This window comes from Pelomonas sp. Root1237 (genome assembly GCF_001425055.1).
In the GTDB taxonomy this organism is placed as follows: domain Bacteria; phylum Pseudomonadota; class Gammaproteobacteria; order Burkholderiales; family Burkholderiaceae_C; genus Pelomonas.
In genome coordinates, this window is the sequence record NZ_LMDK01000019.1 from 169,827 (window position 1) to 187,650 (window position 17,824).

Here is a 17,824-nt window from a genome sequence, read left to right on the forward strand (position 1 = left end):
CCCTTTTGCTTTGTCAGGACGCGCGTACTACCGCCGCGGCCAGCTTTGCGGCGCCAGAAAGCAGGGCCAGCAAACCGCCTCCCGCCAGCACCAGGGCCAAGGCATCCATGCGCGCACCGGGCAACGTCGCGGCAGCCGTTGTCAGCAGAGCGGCTGCCGCCATCTGCAGGAAGCCCAGCAGCGCGGAGGCCTGGCCGGCCTGCGATGCAAATGGCGTCAACGCCAGTGCGGTGCCAGTGGGTGAGACCAGCCCCATGCCGAACAGGAAGATGCCCACCGCGACGGCAAAGCCCGCGAGACCGGCTCCACTCGCGACAAGCATCGTCAGGCCGCCGAGTGTTGCCAGCGCTGCGCCAATGCGCAGCACGGTGGGGCCACCCCAGCGCGAGGCCCAGCGCGGCGCGGTCTGCCCTGCTGCGAAGACGACGAACACGGACGTGGCAAAGAACAGCCCGACCTGCAGCGCGCTGAAGCCGAAATCGCGTGCCAGCACCAGCGGCGCCGTGCCAAAGAAGGCAAATAGCGCGCCGAGGATGGCGGCCGTGGCGAGTGCCGGGCGCATGAAGCGCGCATCACCCAGCAGCACGACGTAGCCGCGTGCCAGCGCGCTGGCCGGCTGGTGTCGCCGTCTCTCGGCCGGCAGCGTCTCGCCGACGATGCCAACATAGGCCGCCGCCAGCGCCAGGCCCGCCAGCACCAGCACAACGAACAGCGCGCGCCAGCCCCAGGCGGCCTGCACGAGGCCACCGAGCAGAGGCGAAAAGCCCGGCGCCGCGGCCATGACAACCATGATGCGGCCGAGCAGCGCAGCGAGTTGCGGGCCTTCGAAACGGTCGCGCGCGGCGGCGCGTGCCAGCACCGACGCGGCGGCGACGCCGACGGCCTGAAGCGCGCGGCCGAACAGCAGCAACGGCAGATCGCTCGCCAAAGCACAAACCACGCTGCCCACGATGAAGACGGCCAAGCCGCCCAGCACCACGGGCCGGCGGCCGATGCGGTCCGACAACGGGCCGACGATGAGTTGGGCCAGCGCGAACACGGCGAGGAAGAGGCTGAGCACCGCCGTCATGGCCGCCTCACTCGACCCCAGGGCCTGCGCCATCACGGGCAGAGACGGCAGCAAGATGTTGGTGGACAGCGTCGCCAGCGCTGACAGCGCGGCCAGCGTCAGCAGCCAGGGGCGGGGCACGGCGCTCATTGACTGGCTCCTTCGGCAATGAAGGCAATGCTGCGCGCGATGACGTCGGCATCCGCCAGCAGACGGCGATGGCCAAGCCCGCTCACGCGCTGCAGATGCGAGCCAGCCCAAGCCGCATGCAGCGCCTCGGATGCAGCGAAAGGCACGGTGCGATCCTCCGGGTCGTGGACGATCAGCCCGGGATGGCGCAGGCCATGCTGCAGCCGCTCCAGGTCCACATAGGTGATGCGCGTGCCGATGAAGCGTTCCACCCAGCCCGCAAATGCGGCCGCATCCGCCGGGCCCAGGCCTTGAGCGGCGGCCAGGCCCTTGACCATGGGCGACAGCGAGGAGGGGCCGGCCAGGTGCACGCTGCGCCCGACTCGCCAGCCGTGGGCAAACGCGAGCAGCGCGGCGGCCGAGCCCATCGAATGGCCGATGACGCCGTGCACCTCCTTGCCGATGTCGGCCACCACGGCGCGCAGTGCGCGGCCGGCATGCACGACGCTGGCCGCATGACCGGTCGAGTCGCCATGGGCGGGTAGATCGAAAAGGGTGACCGAGAAGCCGGCCTCGACCAGGGGCCGGGCGAAGCCGAGCAGATGGGCGCCGCGGCTGTTCCAGCCGTGGACGAGGACAACGCGTGGGCCGACGCCCAGCGTCCAGCGCGCGAGCTTCAGGCCTTCGTGGCGCAGCGGCGGTTCGGCGTGGCCAGCCAGCGCAGCGCGCTCCTCGGCCGTCAGCGGCACGCGCTCGGGCGCCGAGAAGGCATGGCGGGCCGCTGCGAGGTGGCCGTCGTCATGGGCCGTGAAAGGCGCTGCAAGGGCAGGGGAGGCGAGCATGGCGTTCTCCTGAGTTTCGGGGCTCAGCCCGCGTAAGCTGGCGCGGCCGTGGACAGGCTCTGCTTGACCTGGCGGCTGATGTCGTCAGCCAGCACCTCGAAGGCGCCGGCCTCCAGCCCGGCCAGGGCCAGGCGAGCGACATCGGCCGGCGCAGACTTGGGGGCGTCCATGCCGCGCGTCATGTCGGTGTCCATGTAGCCGACATGCAGGCTGGTCAGCTGCGTGCCCTGGGCCTTCAGCTCGCTGCGCAGCCCATTGGTCAGCGCCCAGGCGGCGGCCTTGCTGGCGCTGTAGGGCGTCAGGCCCGGTACCGTCACCCAGCTCAGCACGGACAGTACATTCAGCACCGCGCCGCCGCCGTTGGCCTGCAGCACCGGCGCGAAGGCCTGGGTCAGCGCCCAGACGCCGAAGAAGTTGGTGTCCAGATGGCGGCGCGCCGTCGCGATGGCATCCGCGTCGAGCACGCCGGCCTGCTGCGAGATGCCCGCGTTGTTGATCAGCAGCGTCACATCCGTACATTGCGCAGCCGCCGCGGCCACCTGGGTGGGGTCGGTCACGTCCAGCGCGACGGGCACGACGCCGGGCAGGTCGATGGAGGCCGGGTCACGCGCGGCGGCATAGACCTTGGCGGCGCCCGCGGCCAGCGCGGCCTGGGCAAAGGCGCGGCCCAGGCCGCGGTTGGCACCGGTGATGAAGACGACGGCGTTCTTGAGCCTCATGGTGGCAATTCCTTCTCGATTTGCTTATTCATGTCGACCGACATGATTGATATAAATGTCGGTCAACATATAAAATGCGTCAAGCCCGCCCACACAAAGACCCCAGGAGACCGCGATGAAGGTCAGCCGCGCCCAGGCCGAAGAGAACCGCGAACGCATCCTCGACAACGCCGCCCAGCTGTTTCGCGAGCGCGGCTTCGATGGCATCGGCCTGAACGACCTGATGCAGGCCGCTGGCCTGACGCGTGGCGGCTTCTATGGCCACTTCGAGTCCAAGGACGACTTGGCCGCCCAGGCGACGCGGCGCGCGCTGCAGGCCAACCGCGAGCAGTGGAAGACGCAGTCCGACCGCAGCCTGCAGGCCTGGGTCAAGGCCTATCTGTCCGACGCTCACCGTGACCATATCGGTGCCGGCTGCGGCCTGGTCGCGCTGGCGGGTGATGCTGCGCGTGGCGGGCCGGCCGTGCGGGAGGTGTTTGCGGAGGGCGTCGCCAACCTCGTGGCAACGCTGCAGGAACAGATGCCGGCCGACTCGGCGCCCGAGCAACGCGAGCAGGCGCTGGCCATGCTGTCCACGCTGGTGGGGGCGCTGTTGCTGTCACGCGCTGTCGGCGGCGACACCGCGCTGTCCAGCGAACTCCGCGAGGCCGCCCGCAAGAGTCTGCCTGCCGGCGGCTGAACGGTCGCCACCCGCCGCCCAGCGGTGCTGCGGCGGTTGGGGCGCGGCCAGCCCCTGTGGCATGCTCGCGCCCCATGTCAACGCCTAGAAGAAATCATAGGGATGCTTGAGTTGGGCCTGCTATGGCGCCGCGGCCTGCTGCTGCTGGCCTTGCTGGCCTGTCTGCCGTTACAGGCACAGCGATTGCCCCAACCCAGCGCACGGGCCGGGAGCGATGACGCGGCCCCCGCTGAGCTTGCCACCACCGCCTGGACGCGCGACCAGCTCGACGTCTGGTGGACTGCACTGCGCCACCACACGGTGGCCGGCGGCGACCATCTCGAGCTGCCGCCTGAACTGCTGCCTCCCGAGGACGAAGCGGCCTGGAAGCCCGTGGCGATGCCTGACGTGCGCTCACGCCCCGGCGCGGCCATGGTCAGCGATGCGCGGGGCTACGAGATGCGCTGGTACCGACTTCACGTACCGGGCGGGCGGGACGAAGCCATGGCCTTGTATCTGCCGCGTCTGGTCACGTTGTCGGCCGCGGTGCTGGCCCGCACCGACAAAGGCTGGCAGGCCCTGCTGGACAACCAGCATGCCGAGCGCGAGCAATGGGTGCAGCCCCTGTGGCTGCCTCTGCCCGGCATCGGTGCCCAGGGGCTGGACGTGGTCGTCGCTCTGCCGGTGCCGGCGGGCAGCTATCACGCGGTGTCACGCATCTGGATCGCCCCGCGCGATCAGCTGGAAAGACGCTGGCTGTGGCGGGTGCGCGCCCAAAACGGCCTGCCCCAGGCCGTCAGCCTGACGCTGGCGGTGCTAGGGCTGTTCGCGCTGACGCTGTGGTTGCGCCGCCCCGAGGCCATCTATGGGCTGTTTGCCCTCGGTGCCGCCGCATGGATGGTGCGCAACCTGCACTATTACGTCAGCCTGCCGGCTTCGCCGGCGGGGCAGGACTGGTTCTGGTGGGCCACACACGCATCCATGGGCTGGGTCATGCTGACGGCGCTGTTGTTCGCGCTGCGCTTTGCGAGCCGGCGCATCCTGTGGCTGGAGTGGGCGTTGACCGCCAGCGTGACGTTGGTGAGCCTGCTCAGCATGCCGCTGTGGCTGCGCCAGCTCGACATGGTCGTCATGCAGTACGCCGTCACGGCCGGCGTCGCCACCATCGGCACGGCCTGGGTGGCTTTCCTGGCCTGGCGGGAGCGCCGCACCGAGCTGCGCATCATGGCCGTGGCGCTGGTCATCGGCGTCGTCATCGGCGGCCACGACCTCGCCGTGCTGGCCGGCTGGGCCTGGCCCGAACACTTCTTCCTGATGCCGTTCGCGACGCTGGCCGTCATGCTCAGCTTCCTGCATGCGGTGCAGCGCCGCTATGTCGGTGCCGTCGAGCAGGTCCAGGCCGAGAACAGCCAGCTGCAGGAGGACCTGGACGAGCAGGTCTCGGTGCTGCATGCGCAGAACGCGCAGCTGCGCGAGGCCGAGCGCCAGCAGGCCCTGCTGCTGGAGCGTCAGCGCATCATGGCCGACATGCATGACGGCCTCGGCTCCTCGCTGCTGTCGGCGCTGGTGGCGATGGAGCAGGGCAGCATGTCGCACGAGCAGTGCGTGGAGGTGCTGCGCGAATGCGTGGACGACCTGCGCCTGGTCATCGACTCGCTGGAGCCGGTCGGCCACGACCTCGTCTCGCTGCTGGCGACGATGCGCTACCGCCTGGGAAAAAGGCTGCAGATCGGCGGCCTCAAGCTTGACTGGGACGTGCAGGACCTGCCGCCCCTGGCCTGGCTGGAGCCGCCCGACGCGCTGCATGTGCTGCGCCTGATGCAGGAGGCACTGAACAACGTGCTCAAGCATGCCCAGGCCAGCCGCGTGCGCATGGTGACGCGCCACCACGGCAGCTATGTTGAGATCCGCGTCGAGGACGATGGCGCCGGCTTCGACCTGCAGAGCATTCAGCACGGCCGCGGCCTGAAGAGCCAGATCAAGCGCGCCCAGCGCCTGGGCGGCAAGCTGCGCATCGACTCCCAGCCCGGCATGGGCACGCGCCTGTCGCTCAGATTGCCCGTGGAGCGCAAAGGCGAGGTCTGATCTTGGACAATTGACCCCATGGTCAAGCAACGCACCCTGAAGTCGATCACACGCGCCGTCGGCGTCGGCATCCACAGCGGCCAGAAGGTCGAGCTGACATTGCGCCCAGCGCCGGCTGACACCGGTATCGTCTTCCGCCGCGTCGACCTCTGCCCACCGGTCGACATCCCGGTCGGTGTGACGTCGGTCAGCGACACGCGCATGGCCACCACCATCAGCCCTGGCGGCGACCCGGGCGCGCCCAAGGTGCAGACCATCGAGCATCTGCTGTCCGCCTGCGCGGGCCTGGGCCTGGACAACCTCATCATCGACATCAACGCCGACGAGGTGCCGGTGTTGGATGGCTCCGCGGCGAGCTTCGTCTTCCTGCTGCAGTCGGCCGGCATCGTCATGCAGGACGCGCCTAAGCGCTTCCTGCGCGTGAAGAAGCCCATCGAAGTGCGCCACGGCGAGGGCAAGAAGCTGATGTGGGCCCGGCTGGAGCCGCATCACGGCTACACACTGAGCTTCGAGATCGAGTTCGACAACCCGGCCGTGGCCGCCACCGGCAGCAGCTTTGTCTTCGACATGGGTTCGGGTACCTACAAGAAGGAGATCGCCCGCGCACGCACCTTCGGCATGACGGCCGACATCGACCTGATGCGCTCGCGCGGCCTGACGCTGGGCGGCTCCATGGACAACGCCATCGTCGTCGACGACTACAAGGTGCTGAACGCCGACGGCCTTCGCTATGACGACGAGTTCGTCAAGCACAAGATCCTGGATGCCATCGGTGACATGCAGGTCGCCGGCATGCCGCTGCTGGCGGCGTACACCTCCTTCAAGGGTGGCCATGCGCTGAACAATAAGCTGCTGCGCGCGCTGCTGGCCGACGAGGCCGCCTACGAGATCGTCAGTTTCGACGACGAGCGCGCAGCGCCCAAGGGCTTCGCCGAGCTTGCACCAGCATGGTGATGAGAGCGTTTACATGCTGATTGCCCGCCTCGTCGTCGGCCTGCTGCTGTTCTCGGCTGTCTTGTGCTTCGCCTTTTCCATCGCCACCGGCCAAGCGCGCTGGCGGCGGCTTGGGCTGATGATCATGAAATGGACGCTGGTGGCCGGTTTGGCCTTCTTCGGCGTGCTCATCCTGGAGCGATTGGCGCTGTTGCTGTGACGCTCGTCACGCCGCATCGCGCGCCCCCTTGGCTTGCGGGGATGCGAGGCCGGCGGCATGTGCTCAGAATGCAATCACGGTCGCTGTTCGCGTTGCAGCGGCCCAGTCCGGGACTCCACAAACCGGGCGCCACGCGCGGAGAAGGCCGGGGGGCCGGGGAAGCGCAGTGGATTGAAGAGAGAGATCGTTGTTGAAACTGATTGGGCCGCTCCCGCAGGAGCGGCCCTTTTTTTGTTCCCGCACCCCAGCGCAAGCTGTCGACAAGCTGTCCGTCTTTGCTCGAATTCAGCTGCCGAGATAGCGGTCGCGCAGATGGGCCTCGAAATGCGCCGGGTTCAAGGCCTCGCCGCTGGCGCGCCGAACCAGTTCGGGCGTCTCATAGCGGCTGGCCGTCTGCCAGACATGGGTGGACAACCAGTCGAACACCGTGCCCAGTTCACCGCGGGCGATCTGCGCATCCAGGTCGGGGCGCTGGGACCGCATCGCCGCAAACCACTGCGCCGCGTACATGGCGCCGAGCGTGTAGCAGGGGAAGTAGCCAAACAGGCCGGCGGGCCAGTGCACGTCCTGCATGGGGCCGTCCTTGAAGTTGCCGCGGGTGTCCAGCCCGAGCAGTTCCGCCATCTTGGCGTCCCACAGCGCCGGGATGTCGTCCACTTCGGCCTGGCCTTCAATGAGGGCGCGCTCGATGTCGAAGCGCAGCAGGATGTGCGCGGGGTAGGTCACCTCGTCGGCATCGACACGGATGAACCCGGGCTTCACGCGCGTCAGCAGCTTGTTCAGATTGCTGGGCTCGAAGGCGGGTTGGTCGCCGAAATGCTTCACCAGCAGCGGTGACAGCAGGCCGGCGAAGGCCGGGTGGCTGCCGAGCTGCATCTCGAAGGACAGGCTCTGGCTCTCGTGGATGCCCATGGAGCGCGCCCGGCCCACTGGCTGGCCGAGCAGGTCGCGCGGCAGGTTCTGCTCGTAGCGGCCATGGCCCGTCTCGTGGATGGTGCCCATCAGGCTGGGCAGGAAGTCATCCTCGCGATAGCGCGTCGTCATGCGCACGTCCTCGGGCACGCCGCCGCAGAAGGGGTGGGTACTTTCGTCCAGGCGGCCGGCCGCGAAGTCGAAGCCCATCAGCTTCATCGCGTCCAGGCCGAGGGCCTTCTGAGCCGCCGTGGGGAAGGGGCCGACGGGCTGGATAACGGTCTCACCGGCCTGCTTGGCCGTCACGTCGCGGATCAAGCCCGGTAGCCAGCCGCGCAGCGGCGCAAAGGCCGCTTCGACGTCGGCACTGCGCATGCCCGGCTCGTAGTTGTCGAGCAGCGCGTCGTACTTCGACAGGCCCGCGCTCTGCGACAGCGCTTCAGCTTCCTGACGCGCAATCTTCAGCACCTCGCGCAGGTTCGGCGCGAAGCCGGCCCAGTCGTTGGCCGGACGCTGGCTGCGCCAGGCGTGTTCGCAGCGGTTGTTGGCCAGGCTCTTGGCTTCCACCAGCGCCTGCGGCAGCGCGTTCGCGGCGCGCCAGACGCGGCGGATCTCGCGCAGGTTGGCGCGCTGGCCCTCATCCAGTGGCTCGGCGTCGGCAGCCTCCAGCAGGCCGGGCAGGGCCGGGTCGGTGGCCAGTTGGTGCAGCAAGCCGTCCATCTCGGCCAGGGCCAGGCTGCGCGCCTCGTTGCCCTTGGCCGGCATGTTGGCGGCCTGGTCCCATTGCGCGATGGCCTGCAGATGGCCGAGGTGGTGCAGGCGCTGCTGGCGCGTGGCCAAATCTTGGTAGGCAGAGGTCATGTCAATCCACGTAGTGGGGTATTGGAACTTGCGGGCCGAGCGCTGGGCCGCTCCCGAGCCGGCCCGCGCTGGCGACGTGCTGGCGGCTCGATGCCGCCAGCATCGCCGTCCCCGCGGGGGCTGAGGCCGGACACGGCAAGTCCTGTGGACTTGTGGTGCCTACCGAAGGGCAGCCGCTCCGTCGGCTGCGCGGTCTGCAAGACCGACCGGGCTCGTCCGCGTTCAGCCGGGCGAGATTGGGCGAGGGGCAGCGTCATGACAACCAGGTCTCCGGAATCAGCCAAATCAAAGCCACGGTGTAGAGCAAAAAACGCAGGAACTTGCCCAGTGCCATCCAGCCCACGCAGGGCCAGAACGGCAGCTTGAGCCAGCCGGCCACGGCGCAGAGCGGGTCGCCGACGATGGGCAGCCAGCTCATCAGGCAGGCCTTGGGGCCGAAGCGCTGCAGCCAGCGCATCGCACGTGAGTGCGAGGGCTCGTGATGCTTCACCGCCTCGACCGCCTTCTCGGCGCCGTAGCCTATCCACCAACTCGTCATGCCGCCCAGCGTGTTGCCGACCGTGGCCACCGCGATCACGGCCCAGAACATGCTCGGGTCCGCCTTGATAACGAGGTAGACGGCTGGCTCCGAGCCTAGCGGCAGCAGGGTGGCCGAGACGAAAGTGATGACGAAGACGGCCACCAGCCCGACCTGGGGCAGAGCCAGGGCGGCGAGCAGCTCGCTGATGAATTGACCGAGCCAGGCTTCCATGGCGGTCATTGTCGGTGCGGCCGGATGGCTACAATCTCGCCTCTTTTTTAAGCAGACCCTCTCGTGCAAATCGGCCCCCACCTTCTCCCCAATCGGCTCTTCGTGGCGCCGATGGCAGGGGTGACGGACCGGCCCTTCCGCCAGCTCTGCCGCCGCCTGGGTGCGGGCTATGCGGTCAGCGAGATGGTCACGTCGCGCAAGGAGCTGTGGGGCAGCCTCAAGACCTCACGCCGCGCCGACCACAGCGGTGAGCCGGGGCCCATTGCCGTGCAGATCGCCGGCACCGACGCGGCCATGATGGCCGAAGCCGCGGCCTACAACATCGACCGCGGCGCCCAGATCATCGACATCAACATGGGCTGCCCGGCCAAGAAGGTCTGCAACAAATGGGCGGGCTCGGCACTGATGCGCAACGAAGCGCTCGCGCTGGAGATCGTCGAGGCCGTCGTCGCGGTGTGTGCCAAAAGTGGCGTCACTGGCGGCGTGCCCGTCACGCTGAAGATGCGCACCGGCTGGAGCGCCGATGAGCGCAATGCGCTGCGCCTGGCCCGCTTGTTCGAGTCGGCCGGCATCGCGATGCTGACCATCCACGGCCGCACGCGCGAGCAGGGCTACAAGGGCCTGGCCGAGTACGACACCATTGCCGCCGTGAAGACAGCGCTGACTATTCCCGTCGTCGCCAACGGCGACATCGACTCGCCCGAGAAGGCGCGCGACGTGCTCGCCTACACGGGCGCCAACGCCTTGATGATCGGCCGTGCCGCCCAGGGGCGGCCCTGGATCTTTCGCGAGGTGGCCCACTTTCTGGCGACAGGCGAACACCTAGCCGCGCCCACCGTGCTTGAAGCACGCGACTGGCTGACCGAGCATCTGCACGACCACTACGGCCTGTACGGTGCGCTCAGCGGCATGCGCAGCGCCCGCAAGCACATCGGTTGGGCCGTGCGCGGCCTGCCCGGCGGCGAAGCCTTCCGCCAGCACATGAATACGCTCGAGAGCTGCGACCTGCAGTTGCAGGCTCTGCGTGACTGGTTCGATGAACTCGGCCAGACCCACGACCGGCTGCCGCCCACCGTCGCGGCCGCCAACGACGAAGACGCACAGGCCGACGAAGCCTGTGCCGCCTGAAACCCATTCGCGCCCTGTCATGAGTGCCCAGAAGAACACCACGCCCAACCCCATCGACGCCTGCGTGCGCGACAACCTCGAAGCCTTTTTCCGTGACCTCGACGGCCAGGAGCCGCATTCGATGCACGAGATGCTGGTCAAGCTGGTCGAGAAACCGCTGTTCGAGATCGTCATGCGCGAAGCCGGCGGCAACCAGAGCAAGGCCGCGCAATGGCTGGGCATCAACCGCAACACGCTGCGCCGCAAGCTGACCGATCACAATCTATAAGACTTTGCGGGTTGGACCTTTGAGCAAAGCGAAAAGCTCCGACCTCAACTGAACATGCTTTGCGGGTTGGACCTTCGAGCGCAGCGACAAGCTCCGACCCCAACTGATCAAGAATATGACCCAACTCACTGCATTGCTCTCGGTCTCCGACAAGACCGGCATCCTCGAATTCGCTTCAGCGCTGCACGCCCTGGGCGCCAAGCTGCTGTCCACCGGCGGCACCGCCAAGCTGCTGGCCGAAGCCGGCCTACCCGTCACCGAGGTGGCCGAGCACACCGGCTTCCCGGAAATGATGGACGGCCGCGTGAAGACGCTGCATCCCAAGATCCACGGCGGCCTGCTGGCCCGTGGTGACACGCCCGAGCATGTCGCGGCGATGGAGAAGCACGGCATCACGCGCATCGACATCCTGGCTGTCAACCTCTACCCCTTCGAGGCGACCGTGGCCAAGCCCGGCTGCACGCTGGAAGACGCCATCGAGAACATCGACATCGGCGGCCCGGCCATGGTGCGCAGCGCGGCCAAGAACTGGAAGGACGTGACGGTGCTGACCGACGCGGCCCAGTACGCCGGCGTGCTCGCTGAACTCAAGGCCCACGGCAAGACCAGCGACAAGACACGCTTTGCCTGCTCGGTGGCCGCCTTCAACCGCATCGCCCAGTACGACGCGGCCATCAGCAACTACTTGTCCGCGTTGCAGGAAGACGGCAGCAAGACCGAGTACCCGGCGCAGATGAATTCGACGTTCGTGAAGGTGCAGGACCTGCGCTACGGCGAGAACTCGCACCAGAGTGCGGCCCTCTATCGCGACCTGTTCCCTGCACCTGGGTCGCTGGTCACCGGCAAGCAGCTGCAGGGCAAGGAACTCTCGTACAACAACATCGCCGATGCCGATGCGGCCTGGGAATGCGTGAAGAGCTTTGACACGCCGGCCTGCGTCATCGTCAAGCACGCCAACCCCTGCGGCGTGGCCGTGGCCGGCACCGCGGCCGAGGCCTACAGCAAGGCCTTCAAGACCGACCCCACCAGCGCCTTTGGCGGCATCATCGCCTTCAACCGCGAAGTGGACGGCGCGGCGGCCCAGCTCGTCGCCAAGCAGTTCGTCGAAGTGCTGATGGCTCCCAGCTTCAGCGCCGAGGCGCTGGAGATCTTCAAGGCCAAGGCCAATGTGCGCCTCATGCAGATCGCGCTGCCGCCGGGCGGCCCACGCCCCTGGGACCAGGGCCGCAACGCGGGCGACAGCAAGCGCGTCGGCTCGGGCCTGCTGATGCAGACCTCTGACAACCATTTCCTGAAGCGCGAAGACCTCAAGGTCGTCACGACGCTGCAGCCCACGGCCCAGCAGCTCGACGACCTGATGTTCGCCTGGACCGTCGCCCAGTACGTGAAGAGCAATGCCATCGTCTTCTGCGGCGGCGGCATGACGCTGGGTGTCGGCGCCGGCCAGATGAGCCGCCTCGACTCGGCCCGCATCGCCTCCATCAAGGCCCAGCATGCGTCCTTGAGCCTGCAGGGCTCGGCCGTGGCCAGCGATGCTTTCTTCCCCTTCCGCGACGGCCTGGACGTGCTGGCCGACGCGGGCGCGAGCTGCGTCATCCAGCCGGGTGGCTCCATGCGCGACGACGAAGTCATCGCCGCAGCCAATGAGCGCGGCATCGCGATGGTGGTCACAGGCGTACGCCATTTCCGCCATTAAAGAGCCCCTCGTCCAAGGAGTACCTTGGCCGGTCCCCCGAGGGGACGGCGATGCTTGCCGGATTGACCGGCAAGCACATCGCCAAGGCGGGCCGGCTCGGGAGCGGCCCAGCGCTCGGCCCGCAAATCCCATGAAATGCCCGTGTCACCTCGGGGACTAGACGCGCGCCTCTAGTCCAGGGCCTCCACCGATGGTGGGGGCCCGTCTTGCGGTTAGCCTCGACGCACTAGATCGAGAACCGGAGACATGCCCATGGACACCGCCCTGCAGGAGCGCCTGCACTTGGCGCTGACGGCGCAACGCCGCGCCTACGAGGCCGAGCGCATGCCCTCGTACGAGGTGCGCCGTGACCGCCTGCAACGGCTGCTCAAGATGACGCGCCAGCACGGCGAGGCGATCGCTAGCGCCATGGCCCAGGACTTCGGCCATCGCGCCCGCCAGGAATCGCTGCTGGCCGACATCTTCACCGTCGAGTCCGGCGCCCGCCACGCTATCAAGCATCTGCGCCGCTGGATGAAGACCCGGCGCGTCGCCACGCCGCTGCACTTCCTGCCCGGCCGCAATGTGCTGATGCGCCAACCGCTGGGTGTCGTGGGCATCGTGTCGCCCTGGAACTACCCCTACTACCTGGCGATGGAGCCGGCCGTCGCGGCGCTGGCCGCCGGCAACCGCGTGCTGATCAAGCCGTCCGAGCTGACGCCGGCCACTTCCGAGTTGATGGCCCGCCTCGTCGCCGAATACTTCAAGCCCGAAGAGATGCAGGTCATCACCGGTGACGCCGAAGTGGGCAAGGCTTTCACGACGCTGCCCTTCGACCACCTCTTCTTCACCGGCTCCACCGCCGTCGGCCGCCACGTGGCCCAGGCCGCGGCCAAGAACCTGACGCCGGTGACGCTGGAGCTCGGTGGCAAGTCGCCGGCCGTCGTCGACCGCAGCTGCAACCTCGACCTGACCGCGTCGCGCCTGGCCTTCGGCAAGCTCTTCAACGCCGGCCAGACCTGCGTCGCGCCCGACTACCTGCTGGTGCCCAAGGAGATGGTCGAGCCGCTGAGCCAACAGATCCTGGCCGAGATGCGCCGCATGTACCCGCGCATCGCCGGCAATGCCGACTACACCAGCATCGCCACGCCGCGCCACCATGCCCGGCTGCAAGGCCTGATCGCCGACGCGGCCGAGCGCGGCGCCCGCGTGCTGCGCAGCCATGACGAGCAGCCCGACGACAGGCGGCTCGTGCCGGCTCTGCTGCTGGACGTGCCGCCCGAGGCCACCGTCATGCAGGAGGAAATCTTCGGCCCGCTGCTGCCCATCGTCGGCTACGACAAGGTCGACGAGGCCCTCGCCCACATCAACCGCGGTGATCGCCCGCTGGCGCTGTACTGGTTCGGCACCGACAGCGCTGCGCGCGACCACGTGATGCGCGAGACCCATGCCGGCGGTGTGACCATCAACGACTGCCTGTGGCATCTGGGCCAGGAAGAGCAACCCTTCGGCGGCGTCGGCGCCAGCGGCATGGGGTCCTACCACGGTGAGTGGGGCTTCCGCACCTTCAGCAAGGAAAAGCCGCTGTTCATCCAGTCGCGCTTTGCCGGCACCAAGCTGTTCCAGCCGCCTTACGGTGCCACCTTCGAGAAACTCCTTTCGCTGCTGCGACGCATCGCCTGACCATGAACGACCCTCAAGCTTTCGACGAGACCCACGACGTCATCGTCATCGGCGGTGGCTCATCCGGCTCGGCGCTCGCCGGCCGGCTGAGCGAAGACCCCGGCACCCAGGTGTTGGTGCTGGAAGCCGGTGCCGACGTCAGCAACTGGCTGGGGACGGTGCCCACGGGTGCCGTGCTGATGGTGCCCAGCAAGCTGCACAACTACGCCTTCGAGACGGTGCCGCAGCCGGGCCTGAATGGCCGCCGCGGCTATGTGCCGCGCGGCAAGATGCTCGGTGGCTCGTCGGGCATCAACGCGATGGTCTACATCCGCGGCCAGCGCGAGGACTACGACCACTGGGCCGCGCTCGGCAACCCCGGCTGGGGCTGGAGCGATGTACTGCCTCACTTCATCAGGAGCGAGGGCAACGACACCTTCGGCGCCCCGCTGCATGGCCGCGATGGGCCGTTGAAGGTCAGCCAGCTGCGCACTGACAACCCGCTGCAGGCGGCCTGGGTGGCCGCGGGGCGTGAGGCGGGCCACGTCATCAACGCCGACTTCAATGGCGAAACGCAGGAAGGCGTTGGCATCTACCAGGTCACGCAGGACCGCGGCGAGCGTTGCAGTGCGGCCCGCGCCTACCTGCGCCCGCACCTCGGCCGGCCCAACCTGCGCGTGACCGTGCAGGCGCAAGTTCAGCGCATCCTGTTCGACGGCCGCCGCGCGGTGGGCGTGGAGGTGAAGGTGGGCGGCGTGTTGCGTCGGCTGCAGGCCAGGCGTGAGGTCGTGCTGGCGGCGGGCGCCATCCAGTCGCCGCAGCTGCTGATGCTGTCCGGCGTGGGCGATGCGGCGCAACTGCAGGCGCAGGGCATCGCCGTGCTGCACCACCTGCCCGGCGTGGGTGCCAACCTGCAGGACCACCCGGACTTCGTGTTCGGCCTGCGCAGCAGCAGCCTCGACACCTTCGGCCTGTCGCTGCGCGGCGGGTTCGCTTTCTGGCGCGCCGTCCAGCGCTACCGCGCCGAGCGCCGCGGCATGCTGACCAGCAATTTCGCCGAAGGCGGTGGCTTCCTGCGCACCAGCGCCGCGCAGGCGCGGCCGAACATCCAGCTGCACTTCGTCGTCGCCGCCGTGGAAGACCACGCGCGCAAGATGCGCATGGGGCACGGCATGTCCTGCCACGTGTGCCTGCTGCGCCCGCAAAGCCGCGGCACCGTCAGGCTGGCCGGTCGCGACGCCGGCACCGCGCCGCTGATCGACCCAGGCTTCTTCCAGCATGCCGACGACATGGCGCAGATGGTGGCCGGCTTCAAGCTCACGCGCGAGCTTCTGCACCAGCCGGCGCTGCGCGCGCACTGGCGCACCGAGATGTGGAGCACCGAGACGCACTCCGATGCCGACATCGAAGCCTTGCTGCGCCAGCGCGCCGACACCATCTACCATCCCGTGGGCAGCTGCAAGATGGGCACGGACGCGATGGCCGTGGTGGACGCCGAGCTGCGTGTGCACGGCCTGCAAAGCCTGCGCGTGGTGGATGCGTCCATCATGCCCACGCTGATCAGCGGCAACACCAACGCGCCGGCCATGATGATCGGCGAGAAGGCAGCGCAGATGATGCAGGTTGCAGCCCGCCAGCCCGAGATCGTTGCGCAGGCGGCCTGAGCATGATCCTGGAGATCGCGCAGCTTCAGGTGCGGCCTGATCAGGGCGCTGAGTTCGAGAGGGCCTTTGCCGTCGCGCAGGGAATCATCTCGTCCATGCCCGGCTACCTGGGCCATGAGCTGCAGCGCTGCCTGGAGCGCGCCGATCACTACATGCTGCTGGTGCGCTGGGAGAGCGTCGAGCACCACGAGGTAGGCTTTCGCAAGTCCGAGGGCTACCAGGAATGGCGCCGGTTGCTGCACCACTTCTATGACCCGTTCCCGACGGTGCTGCACTACGAGCAGATTTGAAGCCTCGGGATGCGAACATGCGGTCCACGCATGTACAGCCCGCCACAAATCCGCCACGCCACGCCTGAGGACGCTGCCGCGCTCGCGGCCTTCGGCGCCCAGGCCTTCGCCGACACCTACCGTGACCTCAGCGACGCGCAGGAGATCGCCGACTATGTCGCCGAGCACTTCCAGCCCGAGGTCATGGCTGGCGTCATCCTGGACACCACCTGCACGGTGCTGCTGGCCTGGGTGGACGAGCAGCTCGCCGGCTACGCCATCGTCAAGGTCGAGCCCGCGCCCGATTGCGTGGCGGGCCCCGACCCCATCCATCTTTGGCGCATCTATCTCGGCGAGGGCTTCATCGGCCGCGGCCTGGGCGCGGCGCTGATGCATGAGGTGCATGCCGTGGCGCGCCGGCGCGGGGCGCAGACCCTGTGGCTGGGTGTCTACGATCGCAATGTGCGAGCCGTGGCCTTCTACGAGCGCTTCGGTTTCGCCCAGGTTGGCGGCCAGGAATTCCTGTTCGGCGGCCAGATCTACATCGACCCGGTTTACGCGGCAGCGGTGCACCCGGCTGCACCCGATTAGGCCTGCTCATGATCGAAGGTTCCTGCCTGTGCGGCAGCGTACGCTGGCGCTTCGATGGCCAGCCCGACGGCGCGACCGCCTGCAACTGCACGGCCTGCCGCCGCTACGGCACGCTGTGGGCCTACGACTACGTGGATGAAGGCATCCATGTCACGGGCCCGACGCAGGCCTATGTGCGCGGCAAGGCGCTGGAATTTCATTTCTGCCCGACCTGCGGCTGCGTGACGCATTGGCGCGGGCTGAGGTTGGAAGCCGACGGGCGCCGCCGCATTGCCGTCAACCTGCGCCTGGCCGAGCCCGATGCGGTAGCGGCCATCCCGATCGATCACTTCGACGGCCTCGATACTTTCGACGACCTGCCGCGCGACGGGCGCTGCGTGGCGGACTATTGGTTCTAGTCCTACAGGTAAAGCCTTGAAACCGCACGGCTCGTCGCCAGATCAGGGGCGCAAACTGCCGTCTTCCCACGCGCGTGGCGGGTGGGTGATGGTTTGAGGAGTGTTGCGATGAAATTCCCCCGATTCCTGCTGCTGTGCATGGCCCTGCTAGGCACGCTCTGGCTGGGCAGCGCCCAGGCGCTGCCTAACGTCGACGAGGTGCAGGCCGCTGCTCAGCGTGGCGACTACGCCGGCGCGGAGAAGATGATGCGCGAGGTTGTTGCGGCCAAGCCCGACAGCCCGCGCGCCCATTACGTGCTGGCCGAGATCCTGGCCCACCAGCGCCAGTTCTCTGAAGCCGCCGAGCACACGCGCCGCGCTCGCGCGTTGGACCCTGCCATCAAGTTCGCCGACGCCGCCAAGTTCAATGCCTTCGAGCAGTTGCTGCAGCGTGAGCAGGCCGGGGCGGCGAAGTCCGTCGCGCCGACTGCCGTCAATGCGGCACCGCCGATGCGCGCCGCGCCGGTCGAGCGCAGCGAGAGCGGCGGTGGTGTGTCCCTCTGGCTGCTGATCGGCGGTGCCGTCATCTTCATCTGGCTGGCCATGCGCTGGATGCGCAACCGCACCGCCGCGCAGAGCCAGCAGCCGGCCATGGCGGGTGGTTATGGCGCGGGCGGCTATGGCGCTGGTGCTGGTTATGGGCCTGGCGGCATGCAGGCGCCTGGCTCGGGCGGCCCCGGCATGCTCGGCGTTGGTCTTGGCGTAGCGGGTGGCGTTGCCGCCGGCATGCTGGCCGAGAAGCTGCTCCATGGTGGCCATGACGAACGCAGCGTTGCGCGCGACACCGATACCAGCGGCGGCCTGATCCCCGGCAGCTTTGATTCCGGTGGCTCCAGCAGCGCCGCCGACGAACTGAGCCGCCGTGACGTCGACTTCGGCAGCGGTGACGGCTGGGGCGGTGGCGACGCCGGCGGCGGCGATTTGGGTGGCGGTGGCGGCGGCGGCGACGACTGGTAAGTCCTCACGGGCTGG

At 68.2% G+C, this 17,824-nt stretch carries 18 protein-coding genes; 13 read left to right on the forward strand and 5 right to left on the reverse strand.

Annotated elements, in window-relative coordinates; translation table 11 throughout:
- Window positions 1-13: 13 nt before the first annotated feature.
- From ASC91_RS23580 to ASC91_RS23590, 3 genes are read right to left on the reverse strand one after another with little or no spacing between them, the layout of a single operon-like run.
- Window positions 14-1,198, reverse strand: coding sequence for a Bcr/CflA family efflux MFS transporter (locus ASC91_RS23580; protein ID WP_056202923.1), 1,185 nt, complete (start codon window positions 1,196-1,198; stop codon window positions 14-16).
- Window positions 1,195-2,019, reverse strand: a complete 825-nt coding sequence (locus ASC91_RS23585) for an alpha/beta fold hydrolase (protein ID WP_056202924.1) — start codon at window positions 2,017-2,019, stop codon at window positions 1,195-1,197. The genes ASC91_RS23580 and ASC91_RS23585 overlap by 4 nt, the downstream gene beginning before the upstream one ends.
- 23 nt (window positions 2,020-2,042) lie before the next feature.
- Window positions 2,043-2,738, reverse strand: coding sequence for an SDR family oxidoreductase (locus ASC91_RS23590; protein WP_056202927.1), 696 nt, complete (start codon window positions 2,736-2,738; stop codon window positions 2,043-2,045).
- A 115-nt stretch (window positions 2,739-2,853) separates the two neighbouring features.
- Between ASC91_RS23590 and ASC91_RS23595 the strand changes: the two genes are divergently transcribed.
- The 4 genes from ASC91_RS23595 to ASC91_RS23610 all read left to right on the forward strand — a co-directional run bounded on the left by ASC91_RS23595 (window position 2,854) and on the right by ASC91_RS23610 (window position 6,634).
- Window positions 2,854-3,417, forward strand: a complete 564-nt coding sequence (locus tag ASC91_RS23595; protein WP_056202931.1) for a TetR/AcrR family transcriptional regulator — start codon at window positions 2,854-2,856, stop codon at window positions 3,415-3,417.
- A 102-nt stretch (window positions 3,418-3,519) separates the two neighbouring features.
- On the forward strand, window positions 3,520-5,481 hold the full coding sequence (locus tag ASC91_RS23600; RefSeq protein ID WP_056202934.1) for a sensor histidine kinase: 1,962 nt from the start codon (window positions 3,520-3,522) through the stop codon (window positions 5,479-5,481).
- Between the two features lie 18 nt (window positions 5,482-5,499).
- Window positions 5,500-6,435 (forward strand): UDP-3-O-acyl-N-acetylglucosamine deacetylase, encoded by a 936-nt coding sequence (lpxC, locus tag ASC91_RS23605; RefSeq protein ID WP_056202938.1) that lies wholly within the window; start codon window positions 5,500-5,502, stop codon window positions 6,433-6,435.
- A gap of 13 nt (window positions 6,436-6,448) precedes the next feature.
- Entirely contained in the window at window positions 6,449-6,634 is a 186-nt protein-coding gene (locus ASC91_RS23610) for a hypothetical protein (RefSeq protein WP_056202941.1), read from the forward strand.
- Window positions 6,635-6,919: 285 nt separating this feature from the next.
- Here the strand turns inward: ASC91_RS23610 and ASC91_RS23615 are convergent, their stop codons facing one another.
- Entirely contained in the window at window positions 6,920-8,407 is a 1,488-nt protein-coding gene (locus ASC91_RS23615; RefSeq protein WP_056202944.1) for a carboxypeptidase M32, read from the reverse strand.
- Between the two features lie 253 nt (window positions 8,408-8,660).
- Entirely contained in the window at window positions 8,661-9,158 is a 498-nt protein-coding gene (locus ASC91_RS23620) for a YqaA family protein (protein WP_056203603.1), read from the reverse strand.
- Between the two features lie 63 nt (window positions 9,159-9,221).
- Between ASC91_RS23620 and dusB the strand changes: the two genes are divergently transcribed.
- The 9 genes from dusB to ASC91_RS30715 all read left to right on the forward strand — a co-directional run bounded on the left by dusB (window position 9,222) and on the right by ASC91_RS30715 (window position 17,809).
- Entirely contained in the window at window positions 9,222-10,286 is a 1,065-nt protein-coding gene (gene dusB / locus ASC91_RS23625; RefSeq protein ID WP_056202947.1) for a tRNA dihydrouridine synthase DusB, read from the forward strand.
- A gap of 19 nt (window positions 10,287-10,305) precedes the next feature.
- Window positions 10,306-10,554, forward strand: coding sequence for a helix-turn-helix domain-containing protein (locus ASC91_RS23630; RefSeq protein WP_056202949.1), 249 nt, complete (start codon window positions 10,306-10,308; stop codon window positions 10,552-10,554).
- 115 nt (window positions 10,555-10,669) lie between these two features.
- Complete coding sequence (purH, locus tag ASC91_RS23635; RefSeq protein WP_056202954.1) at window positions 10,670-12,250, forward strand: bifunctional phosphoribosylaminoimidazolecarboxamide formyltransferase/IMP cyclohydrolase; 1,581 nt, start codon at window positions 10,670-10,672, stop codon at window positions 12,248-12,250.
- Window positions 12,251-12,502: 252 nt separating this feature from the next.
- A complete protein-coding gene (locus ASC91_RS23640; protein WP_056202956.1) occupies window positions 12,503-13,912 on the forward strand; it encodes a coniferyl aldehyde dehydrogenase in 1,410 nt (469 codons plus the stop codon).
- A gap of 2 nt (window positions 13,913-13,914) precedes the next feature.
- Window positions 13,915-15,555, forward strand: a complete 1,641-nt coding sequence (locus ASC91_RS23645) for a GMC family oxidoreductase (protein ID WP_056202959.1) — start codon at window positions 13,915-13,917, stop codon at window positions 15,553-15,555.
- Between the two features lie 2 nt (window positions 15,556-15,557).
- Complete coding sequence (locus ASC91_RS23650) at window positions 15,558-15,845, forward strand: antibiotic biosynthesis monooxygenase (RefSeq protein WP_056202962.1); 288 nt, start codon at window positions 15,558-15,560, stop codon at window positions 15,843-15,845.
- 30 nt (window positions 15,846-15,875) lie between these two features.
- The gene (locus tag ASC91_RS23655; protein ID WP_056202965.1) at window positions 15,876-16,415 is read left to right on the forward strand and encodes a GNAT family N-acetyltransferase; all 540 of its coding nucleotides are present in this window, start codon (window positions 15,876-15,878) and stop codon (window positions 16,413-16,415) included.
- 8 nt (window positions 16,416-16,423) lie between these two features.
- Window positions 16,424-16,813 (forward strand): GFA family protein, encoded by a 390-nt coding sequence (locus tag ASC91_RS23660; RefSeq protein WP_056202970.1) that lies wholly within the window; start codon window positions 16,424-16,426, stop codon window positions 16,811-16,813.
- A 108-nt stretch (window positions 16,814-16,921) separates the two neighbouring features.
- Window positions 16,922-17,809 carry a tetratricopeptide repeat protein gene (locus ASC91_RS30715; protein WP_056202972.1) on the forward strand — a complete coding sequence of 296 codons (888 nt, stop codon included), beginning with the start codon at window positions 16,922-16,924 and terminating at the stop codon, window positions 17,807-17,809.
- Window positions 17,810-17,824: the final 15 nt, after the last annotated feature.